Source organism: Granulicatella sp. 572.rep1_STHE (genome assembly GCF_001073445.1).
In the GTDB taxonomy this organism is placed as follows: Bacteria; Bacillota; Bacilli; order Lactobacillales; family Aerococcaceae; genus Granulicatella; species Granulicatella adiacens.
The window spans coordinates 96,595-121,373 of sequence record NZ_JVBO01000019.1 but is presented as its reverse complement, the minus strand read 5'-3'; the positions used below and the strand labels follow the sequence as shown (position 1 = coordinate 121,373).

The 24,779-nt window shown below is 40.7% G+C and carries 36 protein-coding genes and 1 pseudogene; all 37 read left to right on the top strand.

Annotated elements, in window-relative coordinates; translation table 11 throughout:
- Positions 1-16 precede the first annotated feature (16 nt).
- The 37 genes and pseudogenes from ADH99_RS04565 (at position 17) to ADH99_RS04395 (ending at position 24,775) form a co-directional block, all read left to right on the top strand.
- Positions 17-1,084, top strand: a complete 1,068-nt coding sequence (locus ADH99_RS04565) for an ATP-binding protein (protein WP_049555230.1) — start codon at positions 17-19, stop codon at positions 1,082-1,084.
- A gap of 26 nt (positions 1,085-1,110) precedes the next feature.
- Positions 1,111-1,635, top strand: a complete 525-nt coding sequence (locus tag ADH99_RS04560; protein WP_049555229.1) for a hypothetical protein — start codon at positions 1,111-1,113, stop codon at positions 1,633-1,635.
- 15 nt (positions 1,636-1,650) lie between these two features.
- Positions 1,651-3,234, top strand: a complete 1,584-nt coding sequence (locus tag ADH99_RS04555; RefSeq protein WP_049555228.1) for a DEAD/DEAH box helicase — start codon at positions 1,651-1,653, stop codon at positions 3,232-3,234.
- A 4-nt stretch (positions 3,235-3,238) separates the two neighbouring features.
- Positions 3,239-5,482 carry an AAA family ATPase gene (locus ADH99_RS04550; RefSeq protein WP_049555227.1) on the top strand — a complete coding sequence of 748 codons (2,244 nt, stop codon included), beginning with the start codon at positions 3,239-3,241 and terminating at the stop codon, positions 5,480-5,482.
- 354 nt (positions 5,483-5,836) lie between these two features.
- On the top strand, positions 5,837-6,061 hold the full coding sequence (locus tag ADH99_RS04545; RefSeq protein ID WP_049555226.1) for a hypothetical protein: 225 nt from the start codon (positions 5,837-5,839) through the stop codon (positions 6,059-6,061).
- Positions 6,054-6,449: a RusA family crossover junction endodeoxyribonuclease gene (locus ADH99_RS04540; protein WP_049555225.1), complete on the top strand. Its 396-nt coding sequence runs from the start codon at positions 6,054-6,056 to the stop codon at positions 6,447-6,449. Before ADH99_RS04545 ends, ADH99_RS04540 begins: the two co-directional genes overlap by 8 nt.
- Positions 6,446-6,706 (top strand): hypothetical protein, encoded by a 261-nt coding sequence (locus tag ADH99_RS04535; protein ID WP_049555224.1) that lies wholly within the window; start codon positions 6,446-6,448, stop codon positions 6,704-6,706. Before ADH99_RS04540 ends, ADH99_RS04535 begins: the two co-directional genes overlap by 4 nt.
- On the top strand, positions 6,678-7,154 hold the full coding sequence (locus ADH99_RS04530; protein WP_049555223.1) for a hypothetical protein: 477 nt from the start codon (positions 6,678-6,680) through the stop codon (positions 7,152-7,154). The genes ADH99_RS04535 and ADH99_RS04530 overlap by 29 nt, the downstream gene beginning before the upstream one ends.
- Positions 7,147-7,443 (top strand): hypothetical protein, encoded by a 297-nt coding sequence (locus tag ADH99_RS04525; RefSeq protein ID WP_049555222.1) that lies wholly within the window; start codon positions 7,147-7,149, stop codon positions 7,441-7,443. Before ADH99_RS04530 ends, ADH99_RS04525 begins: the two co-directional genes overlap by 8 nt.
- On the top strand, positions 7,427-7,651 hold the full coding sequence (locus ADH99_RS04520; RefSeq protein WP_049555221.1) for a hypothetical protein: 225 nt from the start codon (positions 7,427-7,429) through the stop codon (positions 7,649-7,651). Before ADH99_RS04525 ends, ADH99_RS04520 begins: the two co-directional genes overlap by 17 nt.
- The gene (locus ADH99_RS04515; protein WP_049555220.1) at positions 7,627-7,947 is read left to right on the top strand and encodes a hypothetical protein; all 321 of its coding nucleotides are present in this window, start codon (positions 7,627-7,629) and stop codon (positions 7,945-7,947) included. Before ADH99_RS04520 ends, ADH99_RS04515 begins: the two co-directional genes overlap by 25 nt.
- A 2-nt stretch (positions 7,948-7,949) precedes the next feature.
- Positions 7,950-8,510 carry a hypothetical protein gene (locus ADH99_RS04510; RefSeq protein WP_049555219.1) on the top strand — a complete coding sequence of 187 codons (561 nt, stop codon included), beginning with the start codon at positions 7,950-7,952 and terminating at the stop codon, positions 8,508-8,510.
- Complete coding sequence (locus ADH99_RS04505; RefSeq protein WP_049555218.1) at positions 8,511-9,002, top strand: class I SAM-dependent methyltransferase; 492 nt, start codon at positions 8,511-8,513, stop codon at positions 9,000-9,002. It begins immediately after the preceding gene.
- A gap of 61 nt (positions 9,003-9,063) precedes the next feature.
- Positions 9,064-9,240 carry a hypothetical protein gene (locus ADH99_RS10515; protein ID WP_160313166.1) on the top strand — a complete coding sequence of 59 codons (177 nt, stop codon included), beginning with the start codon at positions 9,064-9,066 and terminating at the stop codon, positions 9,238-9,240.
- Between the two features lie 345 nt (positions 9,241-9,585).
- A complete protein-coding gene (locus tag ADH99_RS04495) occupies positions 9,586-9,795 on the top strand; it encodes a hypothetical protein (protein ID WP_049555216.1) in 210 nt (69 codons plus the stop codon).
- Positions 9,776-10,012 carry a glutaredoxin domain-containing protein gene (locus ADH99_RS04490; protein WP_049555215.1) on the top strand — a complete coding sequence of 79 codons (237 nt, stop codon included), beginning with the start codon at positions 9,776-9,778 and terminating at the stop codon, positions 10,010-10,012. Before ADH99_RS04495 ends, ADH99_RS04490 begins: the two co-directional genes overlap by 20 nt.
- A gap of 8 nt (positions 10,013-10,020) precedes the next feature.
- The gene (locus tag ADH99_RS04485) at positions 10,021-10,305 is read left to right on the top strand and encodes a hypothetical protein (protein ID WP_049555214.1); all 285 of its coding nucleotides are present in this window, start codon (positions 10,021-10,023) and stop codon (positions 10,303-10,305) included.
- Positions 10,295-10,735, top strand: coding sequence for a DUF1492 domain-containing protein (locus tag ADH99_RS04480; protein ID WP_049555213.1), 441 nt, complete (start codon positions 10,295-10,297; stop codon positions 10,733-10,735). Before ADH99_RS04485 ends, ADH99_RS04480 begins: the two co-directional genes overlap by 11 nt.
- Positions 10,736-10,870: 135 nt before the next feature.
- Positions 10,871-11,326, top strand: coding sequence for a terminase small subunit (locus ADH99_RS04475; protein WP_049555212.1), 456 nt, complete (start codon positions 10,871-10,873; stop codon positions 11,324-11,326).
- Positions 11,319-12,671: a terminase gene (locus ADH99_RS04470; RefSeq protein WP_053091356.1), complete on the top strand. Its 1,353-nt coding sequence runs from the start codon at positions 11,319-11,321 to the stop codon at positions 12,669-12,671. The genes ADH99_RS04475 and ADH99_RS04470 overlap by 8 nt, the downstream gene beginning before the upstream one ends.
- Before the next feature lie 19 nt (positions 12,672-12,690).
- Positions 12,691-14,199 (top strand): capsid protein, encoded by a 1,509-nt coding sequence (locus tag ADH99_RS04465; RefSeq protein WP_244266378.1) that lies wholly within the window; start codon positions 12,691-12,693, stop codon positions 14,197-14,199.
- Between the two features lie 146 nt (positions 14,200-14,345).
- Positions 14,346-16,259: a phage minor capsid protein gene (locus ADH99_RS10120; protein WP_053091355.1), complete on the top strand. Its 1,914-nt coding sequence runs from the start codon at positions 14,346-14,348 to the stop codon at positions 16,257-16,259.
- Complete coding sequence (locus tag ADH99_RS10650; protein ID WP_275452440.1) at positions 16,246-16,374, top strand: hypothetical protein; 129 nt, start codon at positions 16,246-16,248, stop codon at positions 16,372-16,374. The genes ADH99_RS10120 and ADH99_RS10650 overlap by 14 nt, the downstream gene beginning before the upstream one ends.
- A 140-nt stretch (positions 16,375-16,514) precedes the next feature.
- Positions 16,515-17,102, top strand: a complete 588-nt coding sequence (locus ADH99_RS04455; RefSeq protein WP_049555210.1) for a hypothetical protein — start codon at positions 16,515-16,517, stop codon at positions 17,100-17,102.
- A 26-nt stretch (positions 17,103-17,128) separates the two neighbouring features.
- Positions 17,129-18,022: a capsid protein gene (locus tag ADH99_RS04450; RefSeq protein WP_244266377.1), complete on the top strand. Its 894-nt coding sequence runs from the start codon at positions 17,129-17,131 to the stop codon at positions 18,020-18,022.
- A 16-nt stretch (positions 18,023-18,038) separates the two neighbouring features.
- Positions 18,039-18,314, top strand: a complete 276-nt coding sequence (locus tag ADH99_RS04445) for a hypothetical protein (RefSeq protein WP_049555208.1) — start codon at positions 18,039-18,041, stop codon at positions 18,312-18,314.
- A gap of 2 nt (positions 18,315-18,316) precedes the next feature.
- Complete coding sequence (locus ADH99_RS04440; protein ID WP_049555207.1) at positions 18,317-18,688, top strand: hypothetical protein; 372 nt, start codon at positions 18,317-18,319, stop codon at positions 18,686-18,688.
- On the top strand, positions 18,688-19,026 hold the full coding sequence (locus ADH99_RS04435; RefSeq protein WP_049555206.1) for a hypothetical protein: 339 nt from the start codon (positions 18,688-18,690) through the stop codon (positions 19,024-19,026). The genes ADH99_RS04440 and ADH99_RS04435 overlap by 1 nt, the downstream gene beginning before the upstream one ends.
- Positions 19,027-19,032: 6 nt before the next feature.
- Entirely contained in the window at positions 19,033-19,413 is a 381-nt protein-coding gene (locus ADH99_RS04430; protein ID WP_049555205.1) for a minor capsid protein, read from the top strand.
- Between the two features lie 2 nt (positions 19,414-19,415).
- Positions 19,416-19,823, top strand: a complete 408-nt coding sequence (locus ADH99_RS04425; RefSeq protein WP_049555204.1) for a phage tail terminator protein — start codon at positions 19,416-19,418, stop codon at positions 19,821-19,823.
- Between the two features lie 2 nt (positions 19,824-19,825).
- The gene (locus tag ADH99_RS04420; RefSeq protein ID WP_049555203.1) at positions 19,826-20,272 is read left to right on the top strand and encodes a phage tail tube protein; all 447 of its coding nucleotides are present in this window, start codon (positions 19,826-19,828) and stop codon (positions 20,270-20,272) included.
- 61 nt (positions 20,273-20,333) lie between these two features.
- Positions 20,334-20,543 (top strand): hypothetical protein, encoded by a 210-nt coding sequence (locus ADH99_RS04415; RefSeq protein ID WP_049555202.1) that lies wholly within the window; start codon positions 20,334-20,336, stop codon positions 20,541-20,543.
- Positions 20,543-20,842, top strand: a complete 300-nt coding sequence (locus ADH99_RS04410) for a hypothetical protein (protein ID WP_049555201.1) — start codon at positions 20,543-20,545, stop codon at positions 20,840-20,842. The genes ADH99_RS04415 and ADH99_RS04410 overlap by 1 nt, the downstream gene beginning before the upstream one ends.
- A pseudogene (locus ADH99_RS10645) lies at positions 20,839-21,024 on the top strand (Gp15 family bacteriophage protein); the annotation flags it as partial. The gene ADH99_RS04410 and the pseudogene ADH99_RS10645, both read left to right, overlap by 4 nt.
- Before the next feature lie 12 nt (positions 21,025-21,036).
- The gene (locus tag ADH99_RS10640) at positions 21,037-21,168 is read left to right on the top strand and encodes a hypothetical protein (protein WP_275452439.1); all 132 of its coding nucleotides are present in this window, start codon (positions 21,037-21,039) and stop codon (positions 21,166-21,168) included.
- Between the two features lie 18 nt (positions 21,169-21,186).
- The gene (locus ADH99_RS10510) at positions 21,187-24,426 is read left to right on the top strand and encodes a hypothetical protein (RefSeq protein ID WP_049555200.1); all 3,240 of its coding nucleotides are present in this window, start codon (positions 21,187-21,189) and stop codon (positions 24,424-24,426) included.
- Between the two features lie 10 nt (positions 24,427-24,436).
- Positions 24,437-24,775: a hypothetical protein gene (locus ADH99_RS04395; protein ID WP_049555199.1), complete on the top strand. Its 339-nt coding sequence runs from the start codon at positions 24,437-24,439 to the stop codon at positions 24,773-24,775.
- Positions 24,776-24,779 lie beyond the last annotated feature (4 nt).

Below are 24,779 nucleotides of genomic sequence, written 5' to 3'. Positions count from 1 at the left end.
AGAAAGGAGAAATCACATGAACATAACATCTGGTAAACAAGCAAGAGCCCAACGTGTAGTGATTTACGGGACCGAAGGAATTGGGAAGTCAACACTCGCAGCACAATTCCCGGATCCATTATTTATCGACACAGAAGGTTCAACATCGAACATGGATGTCAAACGTATGGACAAACCAACATCATGGACGATGCTCATGAATCAAATCGCATTCGTGAAAGCAAACCCAACAGTTTGCAAAACATTAGTCATCGACACAATCGATTGGGCTGAATCACTAGCAATCGAGAGTGTGTGCTCGATGCATGGCAAGAGAGGAATCGAAGACTTCGGCTATGGGAATGGATACACGTATGTCCGAGAAGAGATGGGTCGCTTATTAGATAAGCTTCAAGAATTAGTGGACATTGGCATCAACGTGGTCTTGACCGCACATTCGCAACTCCGAAAATTCGAACAACCCGATGAAGATGGAGCTTACGACCGCTACGAGTTGAAACTAGGAAAGAAGACGAGCTCACAAACCGCTCCCGTAGTCAAAGAATGGTGCGACTTACTTCTATTCTGTAATTACAAGACGATGGTAATGACCTCAGAAACTAAGAAGAAGAAAGCGACAGGTGGAAAACGTGTCATGTACACAACACATCATCCAGCGTGGGATGCGAAGAATCGACACGGACTTCCAGATGAGCTTCCAATGGAATATGCTGCTATCGCTCACATCTTCACTTCCTCATCTCAAGAGGTTCAAAAAGTTGAACAAGCACCAACTTCAATCGAAGATGTTGCAGCGAGCATCACAGTAGACCAAGCGATTCCATTAAATGCAAATCCAGTAGAAGTCACATCGGATCCTTTCGAAGAATTATCGACAATCAAAATTCCAAACGAAATTCCACAAGCATTGAAGGACTTGATGCTTCAAGCTTCGGTCACACCGAAGATGCTTCAAGATGTAGCGTTTAAGAAGGGACACTTCCCACAAGACACACCAATCGAGAACTTCCCACAAGAGTATTGGGCGTTCATGGTAACGAATTGGGCTGATGTCTTGAAATCAATTGAAAATACAAACAAATAACAAACAACAGAAAGAGGTAAATAATTATGACAGAATACAACAACAACTTCGAACGTGAATTTGGATGGGACGACACTATCCAACAAGACTCAACATTCATCTTGCTTCCTGTGGGGCTCTATGAGTTCACAGTAAAAGGCTTTGAACGACAAAGACATACACCAAATCCTAACAATCCCGGTAAACTCCCAGCGTGTCCAAAAGCGGTCGTAAGTATCGAGATTGAAACACCTCAAGGAAAAGCAGAATTGAAACACAATCTATTCTTACACTCAAGCACAGAAGGAATGCTTTCATCATTCTTCGGATCTATTGGACAAAAACGCAAAGGCGAACCATTGAAGATGAATTGGAACACAATCATTGGGGCTCGTGGAGTGTGCAAGGTTGGAATTCGTAAATACAAAGACAATGAATACAACGAAGTCAAAGCGATGTTATATCCCGAAGATGTGAATCCAAGTCAAGTCTTAAATCGTTCACAACAACCACAACAACAATATCAACAACAAGCAACTCAAACACAACAACCATCTTGGGGTGCATTCTAAAAGGAGGGACATTGAATGGAATTGCGAAAATATCAAGAAGAGGCTCGTGAGTCCATTCAACAGGAATGGGCAGAAGGTCGCAAGAAGACTCTTCTCGTCCTTCCCACAGGATGCGGAAAGACAATTGTGTTCGCAAAAGTAATCGAAGACAGAGTGAGAATGGGCGAGCGAGTGCTCGTCCTGGCTCATCGTTCTGAATTATTAGACCAAGCGAGTGATAAGCTCCTTAAATCAACAGGACTTCAAACCTCTCTCGAGAAAGCAAGTTCAACGAGTATCGGCTCATGGAATCGTGTTGTCGTTGGATCCGTTCAAACCTTGCAACAACCCAAAAGGCTCGCAAAATTTGAGAAAGACCATTTCGATTCGATTGTGGTGGATGAAGCTCATCATTGTATCTCAGATGGCTATCAACGAGTTCTATCGCATTTCGATAGTGCGAACGTACTCGGAGTGACAGCCACTCCAGACCGTGGTGATATGCGTAATCTAGGGACATATTTTGACTCGCTAGCCTACGAATATACACTACCGCAAGCCATCAAAGAAGGTTATTTGAGCCCAATCAAAGCACTCACAATCCCATTGAATCTTGACCTCTCGAGCGTTTCGATGTCACAAGGTGACTTCAAAGCGAGTGATGTTGGGAATGCGTTGGACCCGTACTTGGAACAAATTGCAAACGAGATGATGGAGCATTGCAAGGATAAGAAGACGGTCGTATTCCTTCCATTAGTGAATACATCCAAGAAGTTCAGAGACATCTTGAACTCGAAGGGATTCAAAGCTGCGGAAGTGAATGGAGAATCCAAAGACCGTGCGGAAGTCCTCGAGGATTTTGAAAACGGAAAATACAACGTTTTGTGTAATTCGATGCTACTGACAGAAGGATGGGATTGTCCATCCGTTGATTGTGTGGTCGTGTTAAGACCGACAAAAGTTCGTTCTCTTTATTCTCAAATGGTAGGGCGTGGAACAAGGTTACATCCCGGGAAGACACATCTTTTGCTCCTCGACTTCTTATGGCATACAGAGAAGCATGAATTGTGTCGACCAGCACACCTCATCGCTGAGAATGAAGAAGTTGCAAAAGCGATGGTGGAACGTACTGAAGAGAACACAGGAGCAGAATTTGAGCTTCTTGAATTAGAAGAAGTGGCAAAAGAAGATGTGACCGCACAACGAGAAGAAGCACTTGCGAAACAGCTCGCTGAGATGCGAAAGAGAAAACGCAAGCTTGTGGATCCGCTCCAATTCGAGATGTCGATTCATGCCGAAGACCTCACGAGCTATGTTCCATCATTTGGATGGGAGATGAGCCCACCTTCAGACAAACAACTTCAAACATTAGAAAGACTCGGAATCATGCCCGATGAGATTGGCAATGCTGGGAAGGCTCAGAAGATTCTTGACCGCCTATCAAAACGCCAAAACGAGGGTTTGACAACGCCAAAACAAATCAGATTATTAGAACGCTATGGATTCAGAAATGTGGGAATGTGGCAATTCGAAGCAGCATCTAAGCTCATCAATCGCATTGCTGCGAATGGGTGGAGAGTCCCTCACACCATCGATGTCCATACGTATCAAGGAGAGTGATTGAGTGGAAGACAACAACTTACTTGAATTATTAGAATACATCGACCCCTCAATGCTCAATTATCAAGAATGGGTCAATGTCGGAATGGCTCTCAAACATGAAGGCTATTCGGCATCAGATTGGGAATCATGGTCGGCTCGAGATTCGGGACGATATCATCCCGGGGAATGCTACAAAAAATGGGACACGTTCCAAGGGACAGGCTCACCAGTCACAGGAGGGACAATCTTCCATATGGCTGTCGAGCAAGGATTCAATCCTTCTCAAGCTCATGATGATGGACGAGGTGCTCTCGAATGGGATTCATCTATTCAATATGATAATGACTACAAATTTGTGGACAAAGCATGGATTGATGGGAAGGAATTCCATGAGCCTAAAAATTGGAATCCAGTTCAAGAAATCATTCGATACTTGGACACGCTATTCCAATCGGATGACATCGTTGCATATTCGACAAAATCTTACGCTAAGACGAATCCTGAGACTGGCGAGATTAAGAAATATCTTCCACAGCTTGGAGATTATGACAGAACCGCAGGGAAGCTCATAGACGAGCTTGAGAGATGTGGTGGAGACATCGGAAAAGTCTTAGGAGATTACAACGAAAAAGCAGGAGCATGGGTTCGATTTAATCCAATGGACGGTCAAGGAGTGAAAAATGATAACGTTGTGAGTTATCGCTACGCTCTTGTTGAATCGGACAACATGGATTTGGAGAAGCAAAACGCAATCATGCGAGAGCTTGAACTTCCAATTGCAACACTTGTATATAGTGGTGGCAAGTCCATCCATGCAATTGTTCGAATCGAAGCAGCAAACAAAGAGGAATACAAGAAGCGTGTTGATTATCTATACAAAATTTGTAAGAAAAACGGTCTAAACGTAGACGAACAAAACAAGAACCCAAGTCGATTGAGTCGTCTCCCGGGATTCATTAGAGATGGCAAGAAACAATTCATCATTGACACAAACATCGGACACAAGTCTTGGGACGATTGGTATCAATACATCGAAGATTTGAACGATGATTTGCCGGATCCTGAAGGATTGAGCGAGACTTGGGACAATATGCCCGAGCTTGCACCCGAACTCATCAAAGGCGTACTCAGACAAGGTCACAAGATGTTGATTGCGGGACCTTCGAAAGCTGGGAAGTCATTCGGTCTCATCAATATGTCGATTGCAATCGCTGAGGGCTCGAAATGGTTCGGTTGGGAATGTACGCAAGGGAAGATTCTATATGTCAATCTCGAGCTTGATAGAGCCTCATGCTTGCATCGTTTCAAGGATGTATATGCAGCAATGGGCATCGAGCCTCGAAACGTATCAAACATCGATATTTGGAACTTACGTGGAAAGACCGTCCCAATGGACAAGCTTGCACCTAAGCTGATTCGACGAGCCCACAAGAAAGGCTATATTGCTGTAATTATCGACCCAATCTATAAAGTTTTAACAGGGGACGAAAATAGTGCGGATCAGATGGCTCACTTTACGAATCAGTTTGACAAGGTAGCGACAGAGCTAGGATGTTCAGTCATCTACTGTCACCACCACTCAAAAGGTGCTCAAGGTGGCAAGAAGTCCATGGATAGAGCAAGTGGTTCGGGCGTATTCGCTCGGGACCCAGATGCCCTTGTCGATTTAGTGGAATTAGAGCTCACGGATGAAATCATCCAACAACGATGCGACCAATTAGCTTGCGACATCTACAAGGATGCCATCAATCGCATGAATCGTCCGTACATGGAACAGTACATCGGTTTAGACGACTTGAGAAGTCCATACGCAATGCGTAATCACTTCGAGAAAGCGGTCGTAAACATTCAAGATAGATGGCAAACGAACGAGCTCATCAATCGAGAAACAAGCAAGATTCAAACGATGTCAGCGTGGCGTGTGGATGGAACTCTTCGAGAGTTCGCTAAGTTCAAACCAAGAAATGTGTGGTTCAGTTATCCACTTCATATTGTGGACGATACAGGAATCCTCGATGACATCGAGTTGGATGATTCAAAAACACCGCCTTGGAAAAAGAACTTTGATAAAAAGAAACAAGACAGAAAAGAAGAAAGAAAAATCGCATTCGACACAGCGTACTCAGCTCTAAATGATGGACTCGCTCCAGTCACCTCAGAGGCACTTTGTGAATATTTGGGCATATCTGAGAAGACTCTCAAGAGACGAATCAAGGAAATAAACGGGTATGAATTAGATGGAGAGCATGTCGTTATCAAAAAGTAAATTCGGAAAAAATCCTATTTTTGGACAGGACAAACTCGAGGACAGACATCGGGACAGACAGGACAAAACACCGACTTTGTCCGTGTCCAAGAAGTAAAACGAATTCACCTAAAAGGTGTACTTGGACAGGACAAACTCGGGACAAACTTCGACTTTGTCCACGGACAGACAAACCTTAACACTAAGAGTGTGTAATTGGGAAGTGTCCGAAGAATCGTCCATCGTCCATGATAGGAACAGAACAGGTGGGCTTTAGACTCCGCCCACCATGTCTGTCCTTTCTACCATGGACAAAAGCGAAAATAAAAAAAGAAAAGTCTGTGTGGTATTTCACAAACTTAAAAGGAGAAAAATATGGCACGTAAAAAATCAAAATTGTTGGAAGTTGGGAAAGAGATGCCAATGCTCTATCATTTGTTTCCAGATGAACCATACGACCCAACTCAGTCACAAGTGCTTGAATGGATTTCAAAACAGCCCGAACTCATGGAATGGATTTTCAAACAATTAAAGTCTACAGGATACATCGTATATGACCCTCAATGGCAAGCATGGAGAGGTGTTGGGAAACATGATTGAATTTTTCGTTCCTATGGAGCTGCCTACAACTACGCATCAGCAGAAAAAGGTATCGATCAAAAATGGCCAGCCCCAATTCTATGAACCGGACGATGTGGTCGCTGCCCGTGCTAAGTTCATGGCATATTTCTCTCATTTCGTTCCGCCTAATAAATTGAAGGCTCCGCTGCGCTTAACCACTAAGTGGATTTATCCTATGAAAAAAGGCACCTATAATGGCCAGTGGAAAATCACAAAGCCCGACACTGATAATATCATCAAGCTGCCGCAGGATTGTCTGGCGGAGTTGGGGTTCTTTGAAAATGATGCGGGTATCGCTTCGAATATTATTGAAAAATTTTGGGGTAACCCCTGTGGCGTTTATGTAAAATTGGAGGAGCTTGAATGAAATTAGATTATAGAAAATTCATGAATGAAGTGGTCGATTGGATTGAAGCTCAAGAAGTAGCTGCTCAACGTTTGGGATTTGGGTCTGAACAATATTTTGATTGGGTATTCAAAACCAGCGGACAATTGTGTGATAAATACGAGAATCATCCATTCGCACTTAGACAAATGAGAATGGTCTATGAACACATCGATGAAGCTGCTAAACAAATGAAAAGGAGCGATGCTCATGAACGAAATAAAAATGTACGTCATTAGAGACGCTAAATATCCACAATGGTACTTCCAACATATCGAAGACTACTCAAGCATGATGGGATATCTTGCAAAGAACCATCCACGATATACGCATAAATTTACAACTGACATTAAACAAGCAATGCACTTTGGAACGACGAACGAAGTGCTGGAATTTATTAAAGAGCATGCTATTGAAGGGATTATCGTTAAGGACCCGTACCAAGAACGAATTAGTAAGACTGGATTTAAATACATGGGTGAGAATTACGGTGAAGCGATCACTTACATCCATGGGATGATTGAAGATTCGAGTGAAAAGATGCTTGCTGCTTCAAGAGCACTAAAAGTAAATGCGAACACGCTAGTCAAATTTATGAAAGACCCGTACGCAATTGCACCAGGAACAAGAGACAAGATTGTAGAGAATCTACCGAAAGTAGAACAGGCGGTGAAGTCTATTGGTTAAGAGTGAATTCGAACGGTTAAAAGAGGATGTGCATTACTTGATTGTGGCACATTGCAAGTACAAGGATGTCTCGATGTACTTGGGAGCTATGAAACAATTTCAAAAGGATATCAATTACGGTCAACTTGAAGAGATGAGTTACGATGAACGATTTGCTTTCTTAGTTGGGTTTGAAACGTTATTGAAGGCAATAGACAATGCAATGAACCTATACGGGGGAATAGAGAAACATACTGAAATAATCGAATGGATGACGATGGGGATGGGATCTAATGTCTTTAAAAATTAATAACTTAATTGAAAGTTTAAAAGAGAAATATGGAGAACTTGAAGTCGATGGAGAATACGGCGAACAATGTAAACCAGGTGATTTTTTGGAGAAGTTACTTGAAACGTTATATTCTTTCACGTTCCCTAGTCGAGAGTGGGAAAGTAGCAAACGAGTGCTGGATGCAAAGGAGGAGGAAGAAATATGGACAAAATGGAAATGTCGATGACTGAAATGTCGATGACAATTAAAGTCAACTTCAGAATCATTTTTTTTGATGATTATTTGCGGAATACAATTGTTGAATCGCTGAAAGAACAATTTTTCGAAGAGCAAATCAATATCGTGGAATCTAAATTATTTGGTGAAGCATTGAAATATCACTACGATGCATATGTTGATGAAGCTTTGATTGATAAATACGGGTTCAAAAAAGTAAACGAAATGGTGAAAGAAAAAATCAAAGAACGAATTGAAAGTGAAATGGAACGTGAATTCAAGTTTTTGAAAAGATATGGAGGATAACGATGAAAGATAAGAAACAAGATGTAAATGTGTTGGAAGAGTTGTCGAAGGCAGCTGATGAATTTCGAAAATGGGTTGTTGATTTTGGAGATAAATTATCAAAAGTATTGGATGATATTCAAAATTCTAAGAAAGAGGAAGATACATGGAAAATGAAATGCCCGTTCGAGAATGGGAATGAATACTATTTGTTGAAAAGCTCTGGGGATTTTCAAAAAATGGAATGGACAAACCATCTTTTTGATGAACTTTCTTTGATACAGGGTAACATCTTCACAACTGAAGAAGCGGTCAACCTAGAAGTGAAACGCAGAAAACTACTGACACGATTTAGAGCGTTTCGTGATGAGTGTAATGGGGATTGGAATCCTGATTGGAAAAGTCACTTAGACTCAAAGTATTATATTTCTTTTGTAGGAAAAGCAAAGTTAACAATTTTTTACACAGGCACCACTAACAATTTTCAATTATTCGGTTTTTTCAAAAATCAAGCAGATTGTGAACGTGCTATCGAATTATTCGGTGACGAAATCAAAGAATTATTTGTGGAAGGTGATGCTTAAATGAAAACAATTAACGAAATACAAGACCATGAAAAAGTAAAAATTTTGGATGTGTGTTGTGGATCAAGAATGTTCTGGTTTGACAAAAATGAGCCACACACGACATTTATGGATATAAGAAAAGAACAATTTGAAATTCATGGAAAGAAGGTTAATGTTCAACCAGATATCGTTGGTGACTTTAGAAACATCCCATTTGAAGACAACCGTTTTGACCTGGTTGTATTTGACCCGCCTCATTTAAAATGGGCTGGACCTAATTCGATAATGAAAGCCCAGTATGGCCAATTAGACAAGCATACTTGGAAGGAAGATCTTGCAAAAGGATTTGAAGAGTGTATTCGTGTTTTGAGAGTTGGCGGAACATTGATTTTCAAATGGTCAGACTGCCAGGTAAATGTCAAAGATATTTTAAACGCTATTCCGTTCAATCCATTATTTGGCCAGCAAAGAGGGACAACACACTGGATGACATTTGTAAAATTTGAGTAGGAAAAGTTTATGAAATTGATGAAGATATCAATCCATTTGTGGATTTGGAGGAGAAATAAAGATGTACATCACGATGATTGCATTAGGTGTGATTCTATCGTTCTTGTTTGTAGCCCTGTTCGTTTGCATCTTCAACTTCGCTTACATCGTTTTCGACATCGCTGAATGGATTGGAGATACGATTGCCGATGTAGTTGAATGGATATTCGATACTTTCGAAAGGATGTGGCAACGATAGAACGGATCAATTATATATTGACGAACGAGGGATATTCGTTCGAGTTGCATGGCTACACCAAAGAAGACAAAGCTAGTGGAAAGTTAGTTGGACTAGAAGTTCCACACTATAAGATAAAACATTGGGATGTCCTATTCTTCAAATTGAGAAAGATTCAGAAAGATAAATTGAATTATATTCGATTCGTATATGACATCTATATTGATTTGGATGCGTTACGTAAACTTACTCATGAAGAAGTTTGCCATCTCATATCAAACGTGATTAGGGACGATATAAATAAACACATTAAAAACATATACAAAAAAGTAAATCAATTGGAACTTGAAAAGGAGAATGAAAAATATGGAACTAACTTTATTTTTAGAAAATGGAAAAATATTAAGATTTGAAAACGTGACTAATTTAGAACAAGAATCATATGTGACGAGCCTTATTACATTTAATTATGTAAGTGCGTCTGATGGGAAGAAGAAAAGTGCGATTTTTGACTTCAACAGTTTGATAGGTTTATCAGTCGATAAGGAGGACTTCGATGTTAACAGTTTATTCTAAACCGAGATGCATGCAATGTGAGTTTACGAAGATGTGGTTGACTAAAAACAAGGTTGAATTCGAAATAATCGACATCGAAGCAAATCCCGGTGCGTTTGAACTATTGAAGCATTATGGATGGAAGACTCTCCCTGTTGTAGTGATTGATGGCAAAATTGGCGACCCAGCACAAACTTGGGTAGGATTCCAAGTCGATAGATTAGAAGCTCTATTGTGAGGTGAATAATGGACGATAGAGGTTATTACTTATTATGTGCCGGAATCATTGAAAGGGCTGTTGATGATTACAAAGCAACCTTGAGGTACTTGCTTTCAAAAAAGGTCGTTGATTCCAATTGGAATCTAAAAGAAAAACATTTCAAGAATAGGCATCATAGAACAGCGTGGAATGTGAAGATGGATTGTGAACGATTCTTTTTCAGTCAGTATTTTGATTATTTATCAGATACTGAAGACTTTGGTCCAACGTTAGCCCAAAAGATTAGAGAGGATGTGAAGAATGGGAATTAAACATCAATTAAAACAAATTCGTTTAATCGATTTGGAAGTAAAAACTAAAATGGAAGAGTTAGATCGCTTGAATAATTCTTTCTTGAAATCTCCTTCTCTAAAAGAAATTAATGTGCAAGAGTCGAAAGCGGGTCTCAAAGACGATGCTTACGTTAAGATAATCAACTTGAGTGATTATATAGATGAGACGGTTGATAAGCTGGTAGATTTGAAATATCAACTTATTCAGGCGATTGAACAATTGGATGATTCCAGAGAGCGGACAATCATTTGGATGAAATACATCTCTTCTAAAGGTTGGGATGAGATTGCTGAAGAATTACAGATATCCAAAACAACACTTTTTATTCTTCATGATGAAGCTATCAAAAAAATAGAAAAATGTACTAAAAAAGATGATTCTGTACCAAACAGTACCAAGCAGTACTAATGATTCTATGATATAGTTACGATGTGAAAAGATGTGAAAGAATTCTTTTTGCTCATGGTTTTACTCCTTTAATTTTTACCCTTCGAGTCCTCCAGCTCGAGGGGTTTTTGTATGCATGAAAAGAGGTGATGGAAAATGACGAAAATGACATTGAAACAACAACGATTCGCTGATGAGTACATCATCACGGGAAATCTTTATAAGTCAGCGGTTGAAGCTGGTTATTCTGAAAAATATGCAAAATCTCAAAGTCATAAATTGTTGGAAAATGTAGGAATAAAAAACTATATTGATGAACGACTTGCAAAACTCGAATCTGAGAAGATAGCAACACAAGAAGAAGTCCTTCAATATTTGACTAGCGTGATGCGTGGCGAGAAGACTGAGCCTCTTTTGGTCTTGGATGGTGAAGGAACTCAAAAAGTTATCGAAGCGGTCCCGAGCGTGCAATCAAGAACAAAAGCAGCTGAGCTTCTAGGCAAGCGATATGGAACGTTCACGGATCGTGTGGACATCAACGCTCAGATTGAATCGAAACCAAAATTCGATGACATCGTGAACCAATTAGGAGGAAGTGGGCTCGATGAATAGCTTCCCACTCTCTCAAAAATACATCGATTTTTGCAACACAGTAGATAATGTAGATGCGGACTTCCTAGAAGGCACGACAGCCGCTGGAAAGACAACGGTGGGCTTGGGTGTCAAGTTTATGAGAATGGTCTCTAGGAGTAGGAAAAAATTTCACATCATCGCAGCCAAGACGGTCGGTGTTGCTGAGAAGAACTTAATCAATCAAGATAATGGCATCCTCGATATCCATCGGGATGCTTTTTATTTTGGCAATGGGGATAAGGACTACAAGATTCCTCACATTAAATTCGAGGATAAAATCATCTACATCCTTGGATACGATACGAAAGAGAAATGGCAACTTGCCCTAGGGGGACAATATGGATGTGTGTATATCGATGAGGTCAACACAGCGAACATCGAATTCGTTCGTGAGGTCTCAGCTCGTAATGATTATTTGATGGCAACTCTGAATCCAGACAATCCCGACCTTCCTGTGTATAAGGAATTCATCAACAGGTCTCGCCCTTACAAGAAGTACGAGAAGGATGTTCCTCGTGAGATTATGGCTGACTTGAAAGAACGGCACAATCCAAAATGGAGATACTGGTTCTTTACGTTTAAAGATAATAAATCTTTGAGTGATAAAGATATTCAAAAGAAAATCGACTCGGTTCCACTCGGGACAAAGATGTACAAGAACAAAATTCTTGGTCTTCGAGGTCGTGCGACTGGTCTCGTCTTTCCTAACTTTGAGAGAAGTAAGCATGTCATCAAACGAGATGCAGCGAAGAAATATAACTTCATCAAATTCTCGGCAGGATTGGACACAGCTTATTCATCCAAGAGCCCTGATACGATTGCGATGATATTCCAAGGAATCACAGATGACGGGCATTTGATTACATTAGACGAGCAAGTGTACAACAATGCGGACTTGAATGTTCCAATTGCTCCGTCTGATACAGTCCATAAGTTTATTGCGTTCTTGGATAAGAATAGAGATGATTGGGGATTCGCAAGAGATGTGTTCATAGATTCTGCGGATCAAGCGACAATCACAGAATTGAATAAGTACAAGCGACAATTTGGAACGATATACAACTTTATCAATGCTTATAAGAAAATGAAAATCATCGATAGAATCAACTTACAAATTGGTTGGATAGCTCAAGGATATTATTTAGTGCTTGAGCATTGTGAGCATCACATACGAGAGATGGAATCGTACTCGTGGCAAGAAGATAAAGAAGTTCCAGAAGATAAGAACGACCATACAATCAATGCGAACCAGTACACATGGTTACCATACAAGAAGATGATTGGAAAGAGAGGAATAAAAGATGGGGTTGGTGAATATGATTAGGAATGGAATGAGGAGCTTTTTGCAACTGAAAGAAGCTCAACCGAATCAGATTATTATTAACGAGGCAATGACATTCGAAGACAACGCAGCTAAGAATCAAATTTGGTATCGAGGCGAGTCTTTTGAATTGGCTCAATTGTATTCGCAATTGCAAAATACAAAGAATAGCTTTTGGGGTGCGAATTCATCCCAAGGTCAAGAGATTAGAAAAATACACACAGGAATCCCTGGTTTAATTGTGGATAGACTTGTGGATATAGTCGTTTATGACATGAATGACTTCGAATTTAAAGACACGAAACAAAGTGATTTATGGGATTCTATCCAAGACGAGAACGACTTTGAGCAGCAATTGAAAGATGCTATTAAAGATGCTCTTGTGATTGGTGATGGTGCATTCAGAATCTCGTTTGATTCAGAGGTGTCCCAACTTCCAATCATTGAATGGGTAGGTGGCGAACGGATCCAAATTAAGAATAAGCGTGGGCGTTTGAATGAAGTCATCTTCACAACTCGATTTGAAGAGAACAGACGAACATACACGCTTGAAGAACATTATGGTTTTGGTTACGTAAGAAATAAGCTATATCGTGATGATAATGAAATTGATATGCAATCAACAGAATACACTCGAAATATTAGTGATTATGAATTCGATAAGTCATTGATTCTTTGTGTACCGTTCAGTGTTTTTGTTTCAAAGAAAGAAAAAGGAAGAGGGCAATCTATCTTCGAAAGAAAATCGGACACGTTTGACAGTTTGGATGAAGCGTGGTCTCAATGGATGGATGCGTTGAGAGCTGGACGAACTAAGACCTACATACCAGAATCTCTCATCCCTAGAGACCCTAATACTGGAATGTTGTTAAGACCGAACGCTTTTGATAATCGATTCATCAAGACTGCAGACGACACGACCGAGAATGGTAAGAATGTGATTACGCAATTACAAGCGAACATTCCACACGATAGCTACTTAGCTACATACGTGACTGCTCTCGATTTAGCGCTCCAAGGTCTTATCAGTCCATCAACTCTTGGGATTGATGTGAAGAAGCTTGATAATGCTGAGGCTCAACGTGAGAAAGAGAAAACAACGTTATACACTCGAAACTCGATTGTAATTTCGTTGCAAAAGTTCATTCCTCGATTAGTATCGATGACAATCAATAGCTTCAACGTATTGAATCATAGACCTATCGAAGAAATTACAGTCAACGTCCCTTTTGGGGAATATGCGAACCCGTCATTTGAATCTCAAGTTGAAACAGTAGCTAAAGCCAAGACAGGTGGCATCATGTCCATCGAGGCTTCAGTAGATGAGTTGTATGGTGATTCTAAGGACGAACAATGGAAGTCCGAAGAAGTGGCTAGATTGAAAGCTGAGCAAGGATTCAGCGAAGTAGAAGAGCCATATATCAATACGGACTTAGATGGATTCAGCGTTGAAAGAGGTGATGAACTTGCTAGTGAGAATCATGAACAAGAACTACCAAATGAGGCAGGACCAAGCGAAAGCGATGCTTAATATGAGCAAGGAATATTGTCCTTTTGGAATTTATGCGGTCGAGAAAGACAATCAGATTGAGATGATGAACTTGAAAGCAACATCCATAACTCAACTCAAGAAGATGGTTCGACAGTATCGAGCAAAAGGATTTAAGGTGCATTGTAATGGTTTATGATGTTAGCAGAGCATTTGAACGAATCGAGAATGAATTGCTTGAATCCATGATTCGAAATCTCAAGAAACATAAAGCAGAAGAGACTGAGCTGGGATTCGAATGGACTCAATGGCAGGCGGTTCAACTTGAAGAATTACAACGATTTAAGCTCGAGGTATCTAAGAAGTACGGTCTTGAGTTTAAATCAATGAATCAAAAGATTAGAGAAACCATCGCTGAAGCTATGATGCAAGGTGCAAGTGATGAAGAAGTGAATGTGTTAAAAGCGATTGAAAAAGGATTGGTTCTCAATCGAGAACAAGGACTAAGTGCTGGATTCTTCCAAGCGAATCAAAAGCGACTGGATGCATTGATGAATGCGGTCGAGCATGACATGAAGACAGCTCAAACCGCTGTACTCAGGTACACAAACGACCAATACAGAAAGATTATCTTTCAATCACAAGTTGCAGCAAGTTCGGGAGCCTTAACGTATGACAAGGCTGTGGACATGGCTACAAGCGACTTTTTAAAAAAAGGAATCAATTGCATCACGTATTCCAATGGAGCTGTACACAACATTGCATCGTATGCTGACATGGCTGTGAGAACAGCAAGCAAACGAGCCTATCTAATGGGTGAAGGTCAGAAACGACAGGAATGGGGAATATCCACCGTTATTCTGAATAAGCGTTTCAATGCGTGTCCTCTTTGTATGCCATTTGAAGGCAAAGTCCTCATCGATGATGTGTGGAGTGGTGGAACTTCTAAAGACGGACCGTATCCACTAATGAGTTCAGCGATGGCAGCTGGATTGTATCATCCTAATTGCAAGGATAAGCATTCGACATACTTCGAAGGCATAAGCCCAAAACCTGAATCAAGGTACTATGAAGAGAAGCCCGTCATCGAGGAACGTCAACGGATCGAGAACAAACTGAATCACGCTAAACGACAAGCAAAGAGCTATAATCGTCTAGCGAAGAACAGTCTTGATGCTGAGAACCAAGAGACATATCGTGCTCGTGCTACTGAGTGGCGTGATAAGGTGAAGGAATATCGAGAGGAATTGAATCGATTTGATAGTGCTAACGATTTGAATATAACAAAAACTGAATCACAAACAATATTCACGAAAACGAATGTAAAAGATTTGCCTAAAAGATTACAAAAAACATTATTTGATTATACAAATGGAGAGTTTAGAAACGTTTGCGAATGGTCTCAATATATTACAGATAAAGATAATTTTAGAAGTACGTACTTATGGGACGAAGGAAAAAGCATTTCAAAATCTATAAAAGAAGATGTTGATGATATACATGAATTGATTAAGGAACAGCCTAAAGAAAAAGGTAAGCTTATTCGATTCGAAAGGGCAAATCATATAGATTATGGAAGGTATAGTGGAATGTATGAAAATTTCAAAGAAGGAAATTATCTAAATCTTGGAATTCGTTCTACTACACGTGATTTAGAATTTGTTGACAAACTACTGAACATGGAAGTCGAAGGTCTTGAAAGCTATCATAAAAGAGCTAATGAGTACGGACATATCAAATATGTATTTGATTCAAGTCGCTCTTTGGACGTTTCAAATATATCAGCATATCCAGACCAACTCGAGGAGTTAGTCTATGGTAAGTACAAAATAACAAAAGTGACTCATAACAAAGGAGTTGATGGAGGTTATGAATATATTCGAATGCCAATGAAAGAGTACGTAAAAGAAAACAACCTTGAAACTGAAATTCGAATAAGCAAAAAAGGGAATGAGAATATCGTTGTTCACATGAAAGACGGAAAAGAAAGGCTATATCCAAAAACTCAATGGGATGAAGACAAAGTATTCTTAAACGATACTGTTTACATACAACCTAAATTCGATTATTTGGAGGTGCATTTGGAATATGTCGATGAATAAGAAAGAAGCTCAAGATTTGTACAATCGAATGATTGGGCAACCTGTATCGATTCCTAAACCGAGACCGAAAAAACAGGATTCTAAACCAAAGGAATCTAAACCAAAATCAAAATAAATAAATAAATACATTAAGAGTCACCCATCCGGAGGGTGGCTCTTTTTGGTATGCCCGAAGGCGTAAAACTACGAGGAGACACCTGTGAACAAAACTGAATACAGGGAGACACCCTAACAACTGAGAGGAGGAACATGAAAATGTTCAAACACAAATTTTTCTTTGATGAATCGGCAAACGCTGGGGCATCAACAACACAGGATCCGCAACCAAACTCAAACAATCCAGCTCAGAGTACTCCAGCGATTGATTATGAGAAGATTGCGAGCATCGTGGAAGGCAAGCAAAAGGTCGCTGAGGACACAGTCTTGAAGAACTACTTCAAGAACCAAGGCTTGACAGGGGAAGAGATGGCTCAAGCAATCTCGAGCTTTAAAAGTCAAAAAGCCTCCGCCCAACCAGATGTGAACACCCTCCAAGAAGAGCTTCGAGTGGCACAAGCTCAAGCACTTCAAACCAAAATCGAGAGCAACTTACAACTTGCTGCAATCAAGCAAGGTGTGGGCTCGAACGTGTTGCCATACGTTTTGAAATTGGCAGACCAAACCAATCTTACGTTGGAATCGAAAGGTGAAGACTATGAAGCTGTGATTGCGAAAGTGTTGGAAGACGTTCCAGCTTTTAAACCAGAAGCAACAGCACCAACAGGATTCACACAAGTCGGATCCACGGGGACAGCAAAACAATCGACAACGAATGACGAAATTTTAAAAGTATTCGGAGTTTAAGCATAAAGAAAAGAGGTAAATAAATTATGGTATTAAAATACGCAGAAACATTTGCTCCAGCTTTAGAGCAAAAATACGCTAAGGAATTAACATCTTATGATTTATTCCAATCAAACAAACAAGTGAAATTCATTGATGCACAAACAATCAAATTACCAAGCATTACTCTATCAGGATACAAAGACCACACTCGTGGCTCTTTAGGATTCAACACAGGAACAATCACGAACGAATGGGAACCTAAGAAATTAGCTCATGACCGTTCAATCGAATTTGTAATCGATCCGATGGATGTTGATGAAACAAATAAAACTGTATCAATTGGAAATGTACAAAACACATTAGAGGAAGAACAAACAATTCCAGAAAAAGATAGCTATGTATACTCTAAGTTATATCAAGAAGCTACTACTTACGCATCGAATGGAGCAACAATTTCGACTGAGGCTCTTACAGCTGAAAACATTTTGACACAATTTGATGAAGCAATGGAAAAAATGGACGAAGCTGGCGTTCCTGCTGCTGGTCGTTTACTATACGTTACTCCAAAAGTGAACAAGCTATTCAAAGAAGCAAAAGACATCCAACGAGTGATGGGAGTTACAGGAGAAGGCTCTATCAAGCGTACAGTCCATGATGTAGATGATGTGAAAATCATTGTGGTTCAATCTGCTCGATTGAAATCAAAATACAACTTCACAGAAGGATGCGTTCCTGCTGGTGATGCTAAACAAATCAACTTCATCTTAGTTCATCCAACAGCAGTCATTGCTCGTGACAAATACTCATACATCAATGTGTTTGAGCCGGGTTCTGATTCAAGAACATCAGACAACTACTTACTACAATCACGCTTCTACATGGATGCATTCCTTGTCAAGAATCGTGCGAATGGTATCTACATCAACGCTCAAGCGTAATCAAGGAGGTATTTGAATGTATACAGCAGAAAAAGGCAATAAAGTTTATACAATCACCGAATTAGAAAAAGAATACTACAAAGCAAGAGGATTCGATATCTATGATGAACATCATACTAAAATTGATTCAGGTGCTCACAAAGTAGATTCATCTACTTACAATGAGGCTCTTGACAAAATTGCTGAACTAGAAGCAAAAGTATTGGAATTAAGCAAAAAAGGAAACCGTAGAGGAAACAACAAAGGTAACGAAACATCTGAAGAAGAATCAACAGAAGAAGCGGGTGAGTAGTCATGATATATGCTGATGAAGCGTTCTATAAGAACGAATATCTTGGAACTCACAATTCAGAAAATCTCAATCGAATCTTAAAGACGGCAAGTCAGCATATCGACACATTAACATTCAACCGTATTGTGGGGATGGGGTTTGATAATCTTACTCCATTCCAACAATCGGTCGTTCGTGAGGTGTGTTGCCAAATGGCTGACTTCATGATTGAGAACAAAGACTTAATCGAGACCACTGTATCATCGTATTCAATCAATGGAGTATCGATGGCGTTTGGTGACAATTGGAATGTAGTTACATCGCAAGGAATCGCCTTGAGTCGTAGCACGTTCGAATTGCTCAAACAAAGCGGACTTACAAGGAGAGTGATTTGATGCACTTTCCAAATTTAGTTTTACCGCAGTTTTGCAAGACTCCAATCAAGGTCACAGTCAATACGGAAGGCGTATCCGAGGATGGAGAGCCTATCAAAGCTATTGAGTTGGATTTGAAATGCAACTATCAAGACAAGGTCATGACAGTACTGTCCGACCAACAAAAGATTGTTAAAATTTCAGGTTCAGCCTATTTTTGTGGCGATATTGCCCCAGATTTAGCGACTTTGAGTGGTGGAAGGGTAAATATATTCGGAATCGATAGAAACATCTTAGATAGTCGAAAATCGAGAAATCCAGACGGGACCGTGAACCACACTTACCTAGGATTGGAGTGATGAACGATGATTCATGCAAACAGTAGAGTGATTTTTGATTTCGGAGCAATCAATCGACTCAAGAAGGCTCAAATCCAAGCTTTAGAACAAACGGGTGAATTCCTACATACAGAAATCATCCAAGCTCAAGTGGTCCCGTTTAGAGATGGTACATTGCAAGGTGAGGCGTTCTCAGTTGATTACTCGGAAGCTGGGAGAGGTCGAGTGTCTTTGACTCATTCCACGCCTTACGCTCGAAGATTGTACTATCATCCTGAATACAACTTCAACACGAGCACGAATCCAAATGCTCGAGGCAAGTGGATGGATGATTGGGCAGACGGATCCAAGACAGAAGATATCAAGAAAGCTTATGCGGCTTTCTATAAGAAATTATCGGGGGTATAGAGATGGTAACACTAGCAGAAGTTAGAGATTGGTTGAAGACATTCAACGCAGCTCAACACTACTACATCGGAAAGCTCGATAATAAACAACTGTATAGCATTGGAGTCTACCAACGAAAGACGAATCAAGAGCCCAGAATAGCGATTGGTGGGAGACAATTGGCAAGCTATGATGTGAAATCCATTAGCATCTTGATACATCACAATCAAAATGCTAATGAAACTGAAAAGCGTGCGAATTATCTATACAATCAAATTCTTAAAGCTCGAGAAGTTGAAATCGGAAGTACTCCAATAAAAGTGATTAGGCTTTTATCTAATGAGCCTATCGATGTAGGAACTGATGACAATAACGTTTATGAACGTGTCATCGAATTAGATTTATATTACGAATTAGAAAGTGAGGAATAACAATGGCAGAAAAACGTACAGGGGTATTTCCCGTATATGAAAACCAATTCCAAGTAAACACAGGAACGAAAGATGATGCTACTTGGACAGAAATCAAGGAGCTGGAGAGCTTCTCAGTATCATTTGACAACGGTGTCGAAGAATGGAAACCATTTGAACACAAAGGATGGGTTCGTCGTTTAATGACAGCTAAATCTGTGACTATCTCAGTATCTGGAAAACGTCACGTTGGTGATGCTGGAAACGATGCAATCGCTGCTATCGCATTGAAAAACGGACGTGATGCTGAGAAAGACTTTCAATGGACATTCCCGGATGGGGCTAAATTAGTGTTCAAAGAAGCTGTAATCAACATTAAAGACTTCGTGTCAGGAGATAGCACAGCAGTAGCTCCATTATCATTCGATATCATGTCAAATGGTAAACCTGAATACACGCCAGCAGCTTAGAAATCACATTTTGAGGGGTGAATATCGCCCCTCTTTTTTTATACAGAAGGAGGAATATGGAATGTATAAAGCACTTATCAAGTTTATTGATGCCGAAACGCTAAGAGAATACAACATCGGAGATGAATTCGATGTGACAGGAATGACGGATGAACGAATCCACGAATTGACAACTGAGAACAATCGAATTGGTGTTCCACTTATTTGTGAAGTAGAAGAAACAGAAACGACAGAAACATTCACAACAATGAAAAGCGAGGTATTTGAATAATGGCTAAGGTTATTAACATTACAGAACAATTGAACTTTGAAGATAAACCGAAACTTAAAATCAAAAATATAACGATTGAAGTTGATGATTCAGCAACAAATGCATTGAAGTTAATGGAAATCATGAGCAATGCTGGAGAAAATCCATCAATCAATGACCTAAATTCGATGTATCATGCGATGTTTAGTGAATCTGACCGAGCTAAAATTGACAAATTATCTCTAAATATCAATGATTTCTCGATTTTAATTAACACAGCAATCTCTCTTATCACTGGAGACCAAGAAGCGGGGGAATAAGTGAGCCATATTACGACATATTTGAAGATTGGGACTTAATGGTCTCGTCATTCAGAACGCAATATGGCATATCATTCTATACTCATTCTTTCCATGACATGAGATGGAAGGAATTTAGAGCTCTAGTCTCTGGACTTTCATCGGAGACTCCTCTCGGACGAATTATCCAAATTCGAAGCGAGGACGACCCGAAAATGCTCGAATCGTTCTCACCGGGACAACATCGAATCCGAGACGAGTGGCGAAATAAACGAGCAAAACAACGAACACAAGAAGAGCTTGATGCGGTTCTCAAGGAACTTCAACAAGCGTTTTCTGAATGGTAGTAAGAAGGAGGTGGACAAATGGCAACTAAAATCGGCGATGTTGAATTGGGATTGGTGGTGAATCAACAAGGATTTACGAATCAATTGAACGGAATCCAACAAAAAGTCATGGGCTTTGCAAAAGTCCTCGCTGGTGCGTTTGCGGTCAAGAAACTCATTGATTTTGGCTCTGAGGCAATCAAGCTCGGGTCCGATTTGAACGAGGTTCAAAACGTGGTCGATGTGGCATTCCCAAAGATGTCGAAACAAGTTGACGAATTCGCAAAATCGGCAATGTACGCATCGGGATTGTCTGAGACAATGGCTAAACGCTACACAGGGACATTCGGTGCAATGTCCAAGGCTTTTGGATTCAGCGAACAACAAGCCTATGAGATGTCCACAGCGTTGACGAGCTTGGCGGGGGATGTAGCATCGTTCTACAACATAAGCCAAGACGAGGCGTACACGAAATTGAAATCTGTATTCACAGGTGAGACCGAAACATTGAAGGACTTAGGGGTCGTAATGACTCAAACAGCTCTTGATGCATATGCGATGGCGAATGGATTTGGGAAGACCACCGCTGAGATGTCTGAGGCGGAGAAAGTGGCTCTAAGATTCGCATTCGTTCAAAGTCAACTAGCTCTTGCAAGTGGTGACTTCGCAAGGACGAGCGATTCATGGGCGAACCAAGTGCGAATCATGAAATTGCAATTCCAATCGTTCATGGCATCCGTTGGGCAAGGACTCATCAACCTGTTCACGCCTGTGATTCAAGTTCTTAACTTCCTACTAAGTAAACTCTTAACTGTCGGGAACGCATTTAGGGCTCTTACTGAGCTATTGACAGGAAAGAAATCTCAAGCAGGTGGTGGAATACAAGAGACCGCCGATGCTGTCGGAAACCTTGCGGACAATATGCAAGGTGCTGGCGGTGGAGCTGGCGATATGGCTGATGCTGTGGATGATGCTGGTGGAGCTGCTGACAAGGCTGGCGGTGCTGCTAAGAAGGCAGCGAAAGAAATGAAATCCTTAATGGGATTTGACAAAATCAACAAACTATCCGAACCAAATGACGACTCTGGCGGAGGCGGAGGCGGCGGTGGAGGCGGTAAAGGCAAAGGAAAAGGAAAAGGCGGTGGAGGCGGAGGCGGTCTTCAACCTAAAGGCTCTCAAGTCGATATGGGCAAGATTGCCGAAGGGGATAACCAATTGAAGAAATTCTTCGAAGACTTATTCGGTCGAATTGGTGAACTCTTAGCCAAATTCAAAGCTGGATTCGATGCCGCATTCCACTCAGAAGGTTTAGAACGCATGAAAGTGGCTCTCGAGAGAATCGGAGCTACCCTCCAAGAAATCTTCACGGATCCACAAGTCGTCCAATCGTTCAATACGATGCTTGACAAGTGGGCATATATGTGGGGGCAATTTGTAGGTTCAATTGCATCTGTTGGAGTTGGGATTGGTGTATTCCTTACTGAATCCATAGCGAATGCGTTGGAGAATCACAAAGAACAAATCAAACAAGCTCTCATCAAGTCCATGGATTCTCGTGGAGATATGTATGAAGCAGCTGGAAACATTGTCCAATCATTAGGCGATGGAATCTATAAGATTTTGACAAGCGAAGGAGCAATCAAAATCGGAACAGCAATCACAGGGGCATTCATTAGTCTCTACTCAGATATTGAAGAAATTGGTTCTAAAATCGGACGAGATGTGATGAAAGCTATCGAGTCTATTGTCACTAAGAACGCTCCAAAACTCACTCAAACAATCAACACAGCATTGAAGAACATTGCACCAGTATTTGAAACAATCGAAAGAGCTGTTGAAGATACAGGCTCGATGTTTAAACGTGTGTACGACAATAGTATCGGACCGTTGATTCTTCAATGGGGAGATATGATGTCGGGATTGGTTGGAACAATTATTGATGGATTCAACAATCATGTGAATCCCGTCCTTGAGAAAGTCGGGAAAGCATTTAGTGAAGTATATGAACAATACGTGAAGCCTATGATTGATTCACTAGGCAATGCCATCTCAAGCATTGCGGAATCTATAAGCAAGGTTTGGACAGTTCTTGAACCACTATACAACTTACTTGCTAGTGCATTAGGTCCGATTCTCGGAGTTATTGCTGGCTTGTTAGGTGGTTTGTTACTTTCTGCAATTGCTGGAGTCTCAATCGCATTAAAAGGTTTATTTGATTTTGTAAGTTGGATTTTCGATATGTTTGGCGAGGCTGTGGTTGCAATCTCTGAATTTGCTGATAAGGTGATGACAGCCATTCCAGAAGGATTCCAATTCGCTTGGAATGGAATCGTGAACACTTGGAACGGAATCGGTCAATGGTTTACGGATCGTTGGAATGATGTAGTTAATGCTTTAAGCGGTGTATCAACATGGTTTACAACGATGTTCACAAACGCTTGGAACAATGTCGTGAATGCATTCAAGAATCTTGGACAATGGTTCAGAGACCGATGGAACGATGTAGTAAACGCACTATCAAATGTAGCTTCCTGGTTTGGAAACATGTTCAAGAATGCATGGTCTAATATCGTGAACGTATTCAGCGTGGCAGGTTCATGGTTTAGTGGCATTTGGGGCGGTATCAAGGCAGTATTTGCTGGTGTATCTGAGTTCTTCAGAGGTATCTTCCAAGGTGCTTGGAACACGATTACGAGCATCTTCTCAACGATTCCAAACTGGTTCAGCAACATCTTCTCAAAAGCATGGGCAGGTGTTCGAGATGTATTCTCAACAGGTGGACGAATCTTCATGGGAATTACTGAAGGTATTCTCGGAACATTTAAAACTGTTGTAAATGGAATTATCAGCGGTATCAATCGAGTAATTACAATTCCATTCGATGGAATCAATAACATCCTTGCGGGGATCCGTGGAATCAGTGTGATGGGTGTGAGCCCATTTGCTTGGATTGGTAGCATTAGCACCCCACAAATCCCAATGTTGGCTCAAGGTGGATTCGTTAAGGCGAACACTCCACAACTCGCAATGATTGGGGATAACAAGCACTACGGTGAAATTGTGGCACCAGAGAACAAGATGCTTGCAATGGCTCGTGAAGCTGCTCGATTATCTAAAGATTCGAGCAATAGTGCGGAAGTCGTTATGTTACTAAGACAATTAGTCACACTTGTGGCTGGATTGGATTTGAACATCGATGGTGAATCGGTGACGAGAAAAATCTTTGAAATCGGGAACGAAATTCAAAGAAGAACAAATCAACCATTATTAGACTATTAGGAGGTGCAAGATGGCAGAAATCACAGTAAATGGAGTTGCTCTTGCATCTCCTGTGTCTATATCAAACAGCGATGAAATCATTTGGAGCTCTGGGACTGGTCGAAGTGCGAACGGTCAAATGAGTGGAGATGTCATCGCAAACAAAAAAACAATTCAAATCTCTTGGGGAATCTTAACTCAAGATGAATATAACGCCATTCGAAACATCCCAAGTGGGTTCTTCAATGCGGTCGTGCAAGGTCAATCGATTAGAGCGTATCGAAGCACAATCTCGGGAAGTTGTCTTGGGACTTTTAGCGATGGCGTAACGTACTATAACGATGTATCGACATCGTTCATTGAGCAATAGAGGT